The organism is Parabacteroides sp. ASF519, from assembly GCF_000364265.2.
GTDB classification, from domain to species: Bacteria; Bacteroidota; Bacteroidia; order Bacteroidales; family Tannerellaceae; genus Parabacteroides; species Parabacteroides goldsteinii.
In genome coordinates, this window is sequence record NZ_AQFV02000006.1 from 2508079 (window position 1) to 2520057 (window position 11979).

Consider the following 11979-nt stretch of genomic DNA (forward strand, 5'->3'; position numbering starts at 1 on the left):
TTACAATTCAGTAAGCCTTTAAGAAAGCAGGTTTTTGGGGAGTAATAAGAAGATGATCGGTAGATAATCTTTTAAACTGACCCGTAACTGTTTTAAGGCTTGCTGGATACGGTAATTTACCGTCTGGGTGGAAACTTGCAGGATTTCGGCAATCTCTTTATAACTTTTATTTTCAAAGCGATGCATTACAAATGCCTCCCGGTAACTGGGCGGTAAGGCATGTATTGCCTCAAAGATATGCTTTTTCAGCTCTTCCGTTTGATAGAAATCGGTATCCTGTAGCATTTCCAGCATATATTCGTAGAAACGCGTTTCTGCCCGCAGTTGTGACTGTTGGCGGGTAAGTTGATTGATGCATCTGTGGTAGACTGCCTTGTACAGGTATTGGCAGAAGGAGGTATTGAAGGTTTGTATTTCCCGATTTTCCCATAACCATAACATGACATCCTGCACGATCTCTTCGGCATCTTCCAGACTGACAAATCGATTTGCATACGTACATAACATCGGATAGTATCTTCTGAATAAGGTACCATAAGCCTTTTTATCCCCATGTTGCATGGCTGATAACAGAAATGAATCATCTATCGCTTGTGAGGTATTTTTCATATCACTTTCTCCCTGGTTGCAAAGGTAGGTTTTTTGTCGTAGAAAAAAAATATCAAAAAAAAGTGGATTCCCGTTTAGTAATCTGTCGTAGTTCTCTTGTCTAATATATAAACAGGGATAAAAGTGCAGATGGAAACATTCAATATAGATAAGATAGAAGAGATTCTTCCCCGGTATTGTTCCGGTGAGGCAACGATAGAAGAATGCCGGATGGTAGAGGAATGGATCGGGCAGTCGGAAGATAATTACCGGATTGTCAAACAAATGTATGCCATCGATCAGGCAATGGGCACGGTGCGGATGGAATCGCAGGTGAATACAGAGAGGGCTTTGGCCTCCGTCAACCGTAAAATGAGTAAGGAACGTTCGCTCGTAAACTGGTTTACCTGGGTACAGCGGGTGGCAGCTATTCTCTTTGTTCCCCTTCTTATTATCTGGGGCATCGAGCACTTTACTCCCCGGACTGAGATTGCCCGGATGATCGAGATAAAAACAAATCCGGGAATGACGACGACTGTCGACCTTCCTGACGGTTCCAAAGTTTATCTTAATTCGGAATCTTCTTTGACCTATCCTTCTTCTTTCAGTGGAGAAAAGAGAAATGTTCAACTAAAAGGAGAGGCATTCTTTGAAGTACAGAAAGATCCTGAACATCGTTTTATCGTATCCGGTCCTTGTCAAACGCAGATTGAAGTCCTGGGAACGTCTTTTAATGTGGAAGCGTTCGAGAGAGATTCGTTTATCTCCACAACGTTGGTGGAAGGGAAAGTCCGCTTTGCTTATCAGAAGAATCAGAAACTTGCTACGGTAGAGATGAAACCCGGACAAAAACTGCTGTATGATACAACCTCTTCTCAGGTTAAGCTGCTTCGGACAAGTGGTGAAACAGAGACTGCCTGGAAAGACGGAAAGATCGTTTTCCTGGCAACTCCGTTACCGGAAGCATTGCGGATGTTGGAGAAACGTTTTAATGTAAACTTCGTATTATCCAATGACCGCCTTCGTAGTGAAGCCTTCAACGGTACTTTCACAAACCAGCGTCTGGAACGTATATTGGAAATATTTAAAATATCATCGAATATAAAATGGCGTTATCTGGATACCCAGAATACGACAAATGAGAGAGCGAGAATAGAAATTTATTAATCTAATTGAAAAGATCATGAAAAGTAAACCACCCTAAAGAAAAACATCCGGAGAAATATTGGCGTATTTCACCGGATGGAAAGAATTAATTTAAAACGCTTGTTTGGCGACAAGCAGTAGTAAATCACTTTTATTAATTAGATCAGTACAAAGTTATGCAAAAACATTTTAATACCCAACAGTTTTGGGTAGCAGAGTTTCTGCGGTTTATCTTAAATAAAATACCGAGAGTTATGAAGTTATCAGTCTTCTTACTATTATGTTCCATAGGTTTGGCGCAAGCAACAGACAGCTATGCACAGAAGGCTACAGTGAATCTGGAGATGCGGAACCAAACGGTAAAAGAAGTGTTGGATGAGATCGAGGAACAATCAGATTTCTCTTTCTTCTTCAATATCAAACATGTCGATCTGCATCGGAGAGTCTCTGTCGTAGCTAAGAAAAGCGATATATTTAAAGTGCTGGAAACAGTGTTTGCCGGTACGGATGTGCGCTATTCGGTAGTGGATAGAAAGATAATCCTGTCGACAGAGAAGCAGGAAATTCAGCAAATTAATCAAGATAAAAAAGTTACAGGTGTTATCAAAGACCAACATGGTGAACCTGTTATCGGTGCGAATGTGTCTGTAAAAGGTACGACTATAGGAACAATTACCGGTATCGATGGTGATTTTGCTTTAGAAGTGCCGGCAAATGCAGTCATACAGGTTTCTTATATCGGTTATGTCCCTCAGGAACTTCGTTTGGGCGGTAAGAATCATCTGGATGTTGTGTTGAAAGAGGATTCGCAAGCATTGGATGAAATAGTAGTCGTAGGTTATGGCGTACAAAAGAAAATAAATCTTACCGGTTCGGTATCATCTGTTAAGAGTGAAGAGCTGGAACGTCAACCGATCGTAACCATGAAGGATGCTTTGGCAGGTTTGGTTCCCGGTCTGACAGTCGTGAAGTCGTCCGGACAACCCGGATCGAGTAATCCGACCATCACAGTACGTGGGGTAGGAACGTGGAAAAACGCAGGTCCTCTCGTATTGGTAGACGGTATGTCGATGAGCATTGCTGATGTTTTACCTAACGATATTGAAAGCATATCGGTATTGAAGGATGCGGCCTCGGCTGCTATCTACGGTTCACGTGCTGCCAACGGGGTAATTCTGATTACAACGAAAAAAGGAAAAGAAGGTAAAGTGCAAGTGAATTATAACGGAAATGTCGGTTGGCAACAAGCTACGCGTCAGCCAAAATCGGCTACAGGTTGGCAGTATGCGGAGTTGTACAACCGTGCAATGTTGGCCGACGGCAAAGCATTGCCTGACGGAACGACATTACTATTCCCGCAGGATAAGATCGATCGTATGAAGAATGGTACAGGAGATATCGATCATAATGAAGCGAATACCGATTGGTTCGATGAACTGTTACATACAGCTTTACAACATACTCATGATATTTCTATTACGGGAGGTAACGACCGCGTGCAGTATGTCGGAACAGTAGGGTATGCAAAACAGGACGGTATTATCGAGTCGTCATACGAACGTTATAATACTCGTTTGAATACGACGGCTAACCTGGCTGATTGGCTTACTATTCAATCAAACATTGCTTATATCAATGATGTCAGCAAAGAGAGTCCGGGACTTGGTTATGCCTATTATTACGCACCACGTTCATTCCCCAATATGCCGGTTAAATATTCGGATGGTACCTGGTCGTTCCACTCTACACCGAAGAATCCGGTGCGTATGACGACTGATGAATATGGTTATCAACGATATGAAACGGATAAGTTGTCGTTGTTACTTTCGCCTGAAATCAAACTGTTCGAGAACTCATTGTTCCTGAAGGGCGTATTAGGCTACGAAAGTAAAACATCTTATGTGGACAAGTTTGAAAAGAAAGTTATTTACGATGCTTTCGAACCGGCCGGACAGAGCGAGAATATATTCGTGGCTCGTAATACCAAGACGGATACCTGGTATCGCAACCGTAACCTGACCTTAAGTGCTACGGCCAATTATATGAAAAAATTCGGCGACCATGATATTAATGTATTGTTGGGAGCATCACGCGAACAGTTCAGATATAATACAACCTCAGCTTCACGAAAAGATTTCCCGACCGATGATTTCGAAGTGATCGATCCGGGTGATGCCGCCACAGCTACGGCCACAGGAAATAAGACCTATAGTGCCTTGACTTCTGTATTCGGTAGATTGAATTACTCTTACAAAGATCGTTACCTGTTTGAAGCGAATGTTCGTCGTGACGGTTCTTCCAAATTTGCCCGCGGACATCGTTGGGGTACGTTCCCTTCTTTTTCGGCTGCCTGGAGAATATCTGAAGAATCTTTTTTCAGTCCGCTTAAGAGTGCTGTGCAGAACCTTAAACTGCGTGCATCGTGGGGTAAGCTGGGGAACCAGAGTATCGATAATTATCTGAGTATGTCTACGTATGCTGTTGTAGGTGGCGGTACCCGTTTTTATTTATTCGATGGTACTGTACAATCATTAATGACGGAAAGTGTTATGGGTAATAACATTATCACATGGGAAACGAGTACGAACCTGAACTTCGGTCTCGATGTCAATGTACTCGATAATCGCTTAGGTCTTACGTTCGACTGGTATAACCGGGATACGGATGATATTTTGTTAAGCCTCGAAGCTCCCAGCCTGTTGGGTATCACACCGCCTATTTCGAATGCAGGTAAGGTGAGAAACCGCGGATGGGAATTGACTGTCAACTGGCAGGATCAGATAAACAGCGACTTCAGTTACAACGTTAATTTCATGTTGTCCGACGTAAGGAATAAAATTCTGGATATGCACGGATACAAGTCACCGACATCCAGCCTGACTACCCGTATCGAAGGCGAACCGATCGATGCGCTGTTTGGTTGGCAAACGCTGGGACTTGCCGACACGCAGGAAAAATATGAACAATACAAAGATGTGATGTTGACATACAACTCGAATTTCTCAATGGGTGATATTATTATCGCGGATTTGGATAAAGACGGAAAGATTACGGAAGCCGACAAAAAGATTATCGGTAACCAGATACCCCGTTATACCTTCAGCCTGAACCTGGGATTCAATTATAAGGCATTGGATTTCTCTGCCATGTTCCAGGGAGTAGGTAAAGTCGATGGTTTCCTCGGACGCGACATTATCGAACCGCTGGGTTCTCAAACGGCTATGGAAGAACATTATTATGATTCTTTCGACCCGTCGAACCCGACTACCGGTAAATATTATCCGCGTATGACAATGGCCAACCGCCTCAATTATGCCAATATGTCGCATTGGGTACAAGATGCCTCTTATCTGCGTTTGAAGAACTTACAGGTAGGGTATACATTTAAGTTCGGCGAAAAGTCACCGGTAGAGAGGACCCGGATTTATTTCTCCGGCTCCAACCTGTTCACGTTGACAAAATATAGAGTCTTTGACCCGGAAAACGGATTGAATACCACTTCTTTTCCGAACTCACGAGTATATAGCATAGGTGCTAATGTTACATTTTAAAAATTGAAATCATCATGAAGAATAAATTATTATCGATAGTCTTTTTAGTAGGATGTGCACTCTGTTCTTGTGACGACGTGCTGGACGCACTTCCTGAAGATAAATTGCCGGAAGAAACTTTTTGGCAGACACCCGGTAATGTCCGTGCATTTGTTGCAGACGTATATTCCCGCTCTTTCCCGTTGGAATATGAAATGCATCCTTGTTTCGATGAAGCGATGTCTGATAATTCCCATATGGCATGGGAGGGATGGTATACCAATATAAAATTGATTGCTAACGGTTCATATCTTACAACCACTTCTGTTGTAAATAATAATTGGGCTTATGCCTATACCAATATCCGTATGACCTGTCAGTTTCTGCAAAACATAGAGAAATGTACAGAGTTGGATACTGCGGAAAAAGAGGCGCTTACCGGACAAATACGCTTTTTCCTGGCTTACAGTTATATCCGTTTAGTCGCCCTGTACGGAGATGTACCTTTGGTTGAAAAAGTGTTGACAGAAGAAGAGTCCAAAATTCAGACCAGAACGCCCAAGGCTGAAGTGCTGGCGTTTGCCCACGGTCAACTCGACCAGGCTATTAAGGAGTTGGATGGTAAGGCACTCGGAAAAGGACGTGTTACGGCCGGAGCATGTAAGGCCCTGAAAGCACGTGCTTATTTATGGGAAAATGATTATAGTAACCTGCTGGCTGTTACATCGGAATTGATTGGTAAATATTCGCTCAACACTGCCGGTGAGACACCTTATGCCGACCTGTTCAACGGGAATGCCGAAGATGCGGACGAAATTATTCTGGCACGTGAACATGCCCATACAAGTGGAAGTATCACAACCGGTAACCGGTTGAATCAAGCATTTTTCCTGAAAGAAATGTCTGGTGGAGATGCTCTTCGTGCACTTACCCCTACCGGAAGTTTGATCGATGCTTACCCGATGGCTGATGGCCGGTTGATACATGAAAATGGTTCTACTTATAATCCGAAAGATCCTTATAAAGATAGAGACCCCCGTCTGGCACAATCTATTATCTATCCCACTTCTACGATTCGTGAATCGAAAACAATGACATGGGTACTTTATGATCCGGAATCAGAAGAAAGTATCCCGGGACAACGTTATGATGCGAAAGAGCCTTCATCTACCGGATATGTCTGGAAGAAGTATTGCGACTGGAGCGATCATGCCATGGTCCAAATCCTGGACGGTGGTGTAGATGTTATCTATTTCCGCTATGCAGATGTATTGTTGATGCACGCCGAAGCATTGCTCGAAACGAAAGGGGTTGCCGCTTCTTCTGAAATTTTCGGTATTATCAACCAATTGCGTGATCGTTGTGGCGGCGGACGTGTAACGGCGGCCAACTATACATCGGAAGATGCACTGCGGACATTGGTTCGTAACGAACGCCGTGTGGAATTGGCAAATGAAGGTCTGCGTTTCTTCGACCTTCGCCGTTGGAAGGTTGCTGAAAAGACTGTGGCAGTCTCCGGTGAGGGAATGAATGGCGAAGTATATGGTGCTTTTATGCGTTTGGACGGTGTCGGTGCTACCGACAGGACAGTAACCGTGGATGGTGTTCCCCGTCGCTATGTGGAAACGTATAAATTCGATCCTTCCAAGCATTACCTGTTCCCGGTACCATCTAAAGACATCGACCTGACCAACGGTTCGTTGACGCAAAATCCGGGATGGAACTAAGCTGGATCTTTCCATCGTAATAAACATTGAAGGGCTGTGTCAAAATGGGGTTTTGATACAGCTTCTTCTTAAATCATAATTAGAAAAACAGTTGATTTTATATGAATTACTATTTTTGGGCAGGTTGTCTGCTTATGGTGGGACTACTGGTCGGATGTCAACCAGGAGAAAAGAAGACATTGGCCGATAAAGGTGAAAATGTCTTTCCTGTCTCCACCCATCGGGCATTGAATCCGATAGCACCTCCGGGCGTATTTATAGCCGATCCGGAAGTAAGGCAAATGCCTGACGGACGTGTCTATATTTATGGTTCGCGCGACGAACCCGGTAACAGCTGGTGTTCGCATTCTTATAATGTGCTTTCTTCTTCCGATCTGGTGAACTGGCATGTGGAGCAATTCTCCTTTGCCACCGAAGGGGTGGGGAAGCAGGTCGACTATACCGACAGGCTTTTGTTTGCACCCGACTGTATCTACCGGGATGGAAAATACTATCTCTATTATTGCCTGGCCGGAGGTGGGGAAGATGAAGGTGTTGCCGTTTCTTCTTCTCCTTATGGTCCGTTCAGGGATGGGAAGGTAATGGAAGGGATAAGCGGTATTGACCCGTCCGTATTCATCGATGATGACGGGCAGGCCTATTTGTTTTGGGGACAATGGCATGCCAGGGGGGCAAAGCTGAGTAAGGATATGCTTTCCATAGAAGGAGCTGTTCATGACAGTTTGCTGACCTATAAAACGCATTTTTTCAATGAAGGCAGCTCGGTCCGCAAAAGAAACGGCATCTATTATTTAGTATATGGAAGCCATTCCCGGCATGGAGAGTCCAACTGCGCTACGTTGGATTATGCGACAGCGACTTCTCCGTTAGGTCCTTATACATACAGAGGGGTCATTATCGATAATTGGGGTAGTGACAGGAATCTGGTGAACAATCATGGTTGCATCACCGAAATCGACGGACAATGGTATATCGCTTATCATCGTCCTACCCATGCAACTGCAACAGGTACTATGCGGAAAGCCTGTCTGGAGCCTATCACTTTTAATCCGGACGGCACGATACCTGAAGTAGAAATGACTACACAGGGAATCGGCGGTCCCATCTCTCCGTTCTATCGGATGGATGCAGCCAGGGCTTGTCTGCTGTCAGGCAATGTGATGGTATCCGTACGCAGGCCGGATAACGATATTCCGGTAGAGTATTTGGCAGGTATTCGTGACGGGGATCATGCTTATTGGAAATATTATGACTTTACCAGTACCGATGCCGACCGTTTTATTTGTAAGACATGGGGCAAGAACAGGGCCGCAAAGATAGAAATTCGTTTGGATGGTCCGGAAGGTGAGTTGCTTGGAGTCTGTGATCTGACTCCTATGGAGGGTGAAGTGGCTTATGCCGTTCATGAAACAAAAATTAAACCGGTTACAGGCAAACATGCGTTGGTACTGGTTTTTAAAGCGGTTGAACCGGCGGATACAGAGGATGAAGACTTAATGAATTTGGAGTGGTTTACTTTTTCTACTTCCCATACTCCTCGGTGAAGTGGTATTTTTTGGAAAAAGGACTATAGTTTTGCCTGGTTGGGCATTATACTATAGTCCTGAATTCATCTCAAAATAGAATGATTTCTACTTCTTCTATTCAAAATAAGTTTTCCGGAATAATTCCTTCATTTGTTCATCTGTGAGTAATATCTGCTTATTATCAACCCTCTACAGATGAAGGCAATGAATAAACCCTGGTGCTTCGATACCCATTTTTCTCCAATTTACCTTCATCGATCAGTTTTTTCAGGTCTTCTAAAGCACGATACTTGGAGCAACCCGTCAGTTCCCGGTAATCGCCGCAAGTGATATAATGATGCTTTTCCAGGTATTCCGTCAGCCTGCGGACCCGTTCTTCGAAAGGAGGCAACACACCTTTTCCTTCCGGCATGCGTTCCAGATCCATTGTCTTTAGTTTGTTTTTCAGGTATTTGCCACAGCGGAAATTCACATTCTTGAAGTGGATCGACTCGCTTCGGATCTCCTTCTTATCCATGACCGGACGCGAAGAAAGCGAGACACTGAAAAAGCCCAATTCCTCCAGTTCGACATTATATCCCTGATCCAGACGGCTGGCCATCACATCGGCAATGACCCGCAACGCCCCTTTTAGATCGGCTCCCGACATTCCGGAGCGAGCTTCCGCCTCTTCTATCAGATCGTTCGTACGGATTGTTCCGTAAGGTACTACACGCGGATGCAACGCCTGTTTTTTCTTATCTCCCGTTGGGTTCGGATTGCGAACCATTCGATATCTTGCACACATATCAGTTGTTTTTTAAGGTGTAACCAGGCATCCGGTAATGCCGGAGTGCTTTCTTATATCTTATTTGTCAGTTATCATACGCTTGTTCGACTGCTGTAGGACGCTTGTAAGACTACTGTTGAATAAGCGTATGACAATTGAAAAACAAGAAAGAATAACGCACTAAAGATATAAATAATAATCGACAGAAGCCTTGTTATCCATAGTTTTTTTCTTATCTTTAAGCAGAAAATACACCTTGGATCACAAGCAAATGAATGTAACACAGTATAAAGACGGAAGTAAGTCCGTTAAAACCTTTTCACTTAGTGAATTAGTCGATACGATGAAGGACCGTGCGTCCGGTCGTGCAGTAGAAGAATTCCGGGAAAAACTGGAGGAGTGTCCTCCGGGTTGTCCTTGTCCGGCGGCAAGTAAACTGCCCCGGATTGTTTTTGGTGCCGAATACCGGAAGAAGAACGGAGAGATGAAAATGGCAGCCTACAACGGTCTTGTTCTTCTCGATGTCGGTAAGATGGAGGCGATTGGTTATCAGTAGCTGAGATCATGCAACATATCCGTAAGCGTAGCCGCCTTAGTTTCAGTAGCACAACGATCAATGGCTTTGGTCGTTTACTGCGCCGAAATAACTATCCTTCTCGCCACGCTTTGCGTGGAAATTTGTATCATGTAGAAGAGATCGGATGATATTCTTCATTTTGTTCATCTGCAAGGCGTTTATTTTTAGTGTTATAACTTTGCAGATGAATAAATGAAGGAAAAAATGGGAAAACATTTATTCGGCATATATGGCATAGAGCAAGCAGATGGTTTATAACTGTATTGCAGTTTCAGAAAAAATGAATGTATGTAAGTTTGATTAGTTACGGCAGTAAACTTTTTGTACTTTTGTAGACATTATCGTACATAATAATACAGGCATAATGAAAGACTCGATAGCTTATTTACCCAAAGACAAGCAGGAAGATTTAAACTTTCTGGTTAATGAGATACAGAAAAGATTACCTCAGACGGAGTTTATTATTCTGTATGGTAGCTATGCAAGAGGAAATTATGTACGCCGTAGCATACGGATTGAAGATGGCGGTATTCCTACCGTCAAAATATCCGATTATGATATCTATGTGATAACCAGTGGTATCAATAGTAAAAAGGCTGATACTATTCTGGATAACGTGGAAGATATATTTTTTGCCGGAAAGGATTTTGACCGGGATACTCCTGTTCAGTTTATCAATGATGATATTAAGATAGTAAATAAGTACCTGGAGGAGGGGCGATATTTCTATACACAGATTAAACAGGAAGGTATTGTTCTGTATAATAGCGGTAAATACAAACTGGCTCGCCGCCGGAAATTAAATTATGCAGAGATAAAGGAACAGGCGCAGGAATATTTTGATGAGAAGTTTAGTTACGCAAATGATTTTCTTGGAGTTACCAAGCTTATCTACGAGAATATGAATAATTATAAACTTTGTTCATTTAATCTTCATCAAGCCTGTGAGAATTATTACTATGCAATTCGATTGACATATACTTTACGAAATAATAAGCAACATAATCTTTCCAAACTATCATCTTCCACTAAAAGGTATTCAGAGGATTTGGCAACAGTTTTTCCACAAGATACACTTGAAGAAAAACGGCTTTTTACTTTATTAAAGGCTGCTTATGTGGATGCCCGGTACAATCCGCATTTTGTTGTGACCAAAGAGGATATCGATCAACTAACTCCGAAAGTAGAATTGTTAAGGGATATAACAAAACGGATTTGTGAATCGAAGATTAAGGAGTATGCGGAGAAAGTTTTGTGAAACTTTGTCAGGTTTGTTGTTGCTGCAATTCGATTATGTAATATAGGCATCCTCATCGTTATGAAAGGATATTTTTAAATCAGTTCTTTCAAATCATAGTACATTGGAATTGTATCGTCTTCGACATTGTTAACTAATTGTTTAAATCCGCGTCGCCGCAATCAAACGGTTTTATCTTTTCTAATTCTTCTAACTTTGCTAATTTCATGTTCACATCATAAAGGTTGCTATTTTCTTTATATTCTCGTAAGCTTCCTTTATACGTCTTTTTTCATCGTCAGAAGCTGGTTTCACATCCTTAATGGATTGATTAAAACGCTTTGCGTCTTCTCCAAATATGATTGGAGTCTCTTTTATCGGTTTGGCCATCGTAATAATTGTTTATAGTTTATAAATCCGATACAAAGATAAATATTATTCTTGATCTTTCTCCTATTTAGTCAAGGAAAGATCAAGAATACACGAATGAATTAATACTATCCTGTTTTTGTCAAACATACAAAGCTTCCTTTTCGATATTTCGTTTCAGATACTCATCCATACGATCACGCAATCTTACTAGGTCGACCCGGGATCCTAGCAAAGCTTCAAGATCAAATTTGATGCGGGCTAATGTGAGAAGATTGGGCGCAGGGGCTTCAAAACAAATATCCACATCGCTATTTTCTGTTTGCTGGCCACGGGCAACACTGCCGAAAATCCCCATACGGACAATACCATATTTACCGGCATGGGAATCCATATATTGCCGTAATAGTGTCAAGTATTCATTTGTCGATTTCATAGCAGTTACCTTTTATGAGGTCAAAGATAGTTATATTTTTTTGAAAGGGAGATTACTTAGCTTTGTAAAATCCA

At 42.5% G+C, this 11979-nt stretch carries 11 protein-coding genes; 7 read left to right on the plus strand and 4 right to left on the minus strand.

The window, feature by feature from the left end; all coding sequences use genetic code 11:
- Positions 1 to 18 precede the first annotated feature (18 nt).
- Entirely contained in the window at positions 19 to 609 is a 591-nt protein-coding gene (locus C825_RS09735) for an RNA polymerase sigma-70 factor (protein ID WP_010802337.1), read from the minus strand.
- A gap of 129 nt (positions 610 to 738) precedes the next feature.
- Here C825_RS09735 and C825_RS09740 point away from each other — a divergent pair, with 129 nt between their 5' ends.
- The 4 genes from C825_RS09740 (at position 739) to C825_RS09755 (ending at position 8535) form a co-directional block, all read left to right on the plus strand.
- Positions 739 to 1755: a FecR family protein gene (locus C825_RS09740; protein ID WP_010802338.1), complete on the plus strand. Its 1017-nt coding sequence runs from the start codon at positions 739 to 741 to the stop codon at positions 1753 to 1755.
- Between the two features lie 233 nt (positions 1756 to 1988).
- Positions 1989 to 5285, plus strand: coding sequence for a TonB-dependent receptor (locus C825_RS09745; RefSeq protein WP_007657492.1), 3297 nt, complete (start codon positions 1989 to 1991; stop codon positions 5283 to 5285).
- A gap of 14 nt (positions 5286 to 5299) precedes the next feature.
- Positions 5300 to 6991, plus strand: a complete 1692-nt coding sequence (locus C825_RS09750; protein ID WP_010802339.1) for a RagB/SusD family nutrient uptake outer membrane protein — start codon at positions 5300 to 5302, stop codon at positions 6989 to 6991.
- A gap of 101 nt (positions 6992 to 7092) precedes the next feature.
- A complete protein-coding gene (locus C825_RS09755) occupies positions 7093 to 8535 on the plus strand; it encodes a family 43 glycosylhydrolase (protein WP_010802340.1) in 1443 nt (480 codons plus the stop codon).
- Between the two features lie 163 nt (positions 8536 to 8698).
- Here C825_RS09755 and C825_RS09760 read toward each other — a convergent pair whose 3' ends face one another.
- Positions 8699 to 9304: an HU family DNA-binding protein gene (locus tag C825_RS09760; protein ID WP_010802341.1), complete on the minus strand. Its 606-nt coding sequence runs from the start codon at positions 9302 to 9304 to the stop codon at positions 8699 to 8701.
- A gap of 253 nt (positions 9305 to 9557) precedes the next feature.
- Here C825_RS09760 and C825_RS09765 point away from each other — a divergent pair, with 253 nt between their 5' ends.
- The 3 genes from C825_RS09765 to C825_RS09770 all read left to right on the plus strand — a co-directional run bounded on the left by C825_RS09765 (position 9558) and on the right by C825_RS09770 (position 11121).
- On the plus strand, positions 9558 to 9842 hold the full coding sequence (locus C825_RS09765) for a BT4734/BF3469 family protein (protein ID WP_010802342.1): 285 nt from the start codon (positions 9558 to 9560) through the stop codon (positions 9840 to 9842).
- 8 nt (positions 9843 to 9850) lie between these two features.
- Entirely contained in the window at positions 9851 to 9991 is a 141-nt protein-coding gene (locus tag C825_RS27715) for a DUF3874 domain-containing protein (protein ID WP_081615940.1), read from the plus strand.
- A gap of 236 nt (positions 9992 to 10227) precedes the next feature.
- A complete protein-coding gene (locus tag C825_RS09770) occupies positions 10228 to 11121 on the plus strand; it encodes a HEPN domain-containing protein (RefSeq protein ID WP_010802343.1) in 894 nt (297 codons plus the stop codon).
- Positions 11122 to 11331: 210 nt separating this feature from the next.
- Here C825_RS09770 and C825_RS09775 read toward each other — a convergent pair whose 3' ends face one another.
- Both C825_RS09775 and C825_RS09780 read right to left on the minus strand, forming a co-directional pair.
- On the minus strand, positions 11332 to 11490 hold the full coding sequence (locus tag C825_RS09775) for a hypothetical protein (protein ID WP_007657504.1): 159 nt from the start codon (positions 11488 to 11490) through the stop codon (positions 11332 to 11334).
- Between the two features lie 121 nt (positions 11491 to 11611).
- The gene (locus tag C825_RS09780; RefSeq protein ID WP_010802344.1) at positions 11612 to 11905 is read right to left on the minus strand and encodes a nucleotidyltransferase family protein; all 294 of its coding nucleotides are present in this window, start codon (positions 11903 to 11905) and stop codon (positions 11612 to 11614) included.
- Positions 11906 to 11979: the final 74 nt, after the last annotated feature.

Coding starts and splice junctions, on each gene's coding strand:
- C825_RS09780 (WP_010802344.1), bottom strand. CDS start 11,905: ATGAAATCGACAAATGAATACTTGACACTATTACGGCAATATATGGAT.
- C825_RS09740 (WP_010802338.1), top strand. CDS start 739: ATGGAAACATTCAATATAGATAAGATAGAAGAGATTCTTCCCCGGTAT.
- C825_RS27715 (WP_081615940.1), top strand. CDS start 9,851: ATGCAACATATCCGTAAGCGTAGCCGCCTTAGTTTCAGTAGCACAACG.
- C825_RS09770 (WP_010802343.1), top strand. CDS start 10,228: ATGAAAGACTCGATAGCTTATTTACCCAAAGACAAGCAGGAAGATTTA.
- C825_RS09765 (WP_010802342.1), top strand. CDS start 9,558: ATGAATGTAACACAGTATAAAGACGGAAGTAAGTCCGTTAAAACCTTT.
- C825_RS09745 (WP_007657492.1), top strand. CDS start 1,989: ATGAAGTTATCAGTCTTCTTACTATTATGTTCCATAGGTTTGGCGCAA.
- C825_RS09775 (WP_007657504.1), bottom strand. CDS start 11,490: ATGGCCAAACCGATAAAAGAGACTCCAATCATATTTGGAGAAGACGCA.
- C825_RS09735 (WP_010802337.1), bottom strand. CDS start 609: ATGAAAAATACCTCACAAGCGATAGATGATTCATTTCTGTTATCAGCC.
- C825_RS09755 (WP_010802340.1), top strand. CDS start 7,093: ATGAATTACTATTTTTGGGCAGGTTGTCTGCTTATGGTGGGACTACTG.
- C825_RS09750 (WP_010802339.1), top strand. CDS start 5,300: ATGAAGAATAAATTATTATCGATAGTCTTTTTAGTAGGATGTGCACTC.
- C825_RS09760 (WP_010802341.1), bottom strand. CDS start 9,304: ATGTGTGCAAGATATCGAATGGTTCGCAATCCGAACCCAACGGGAGAT.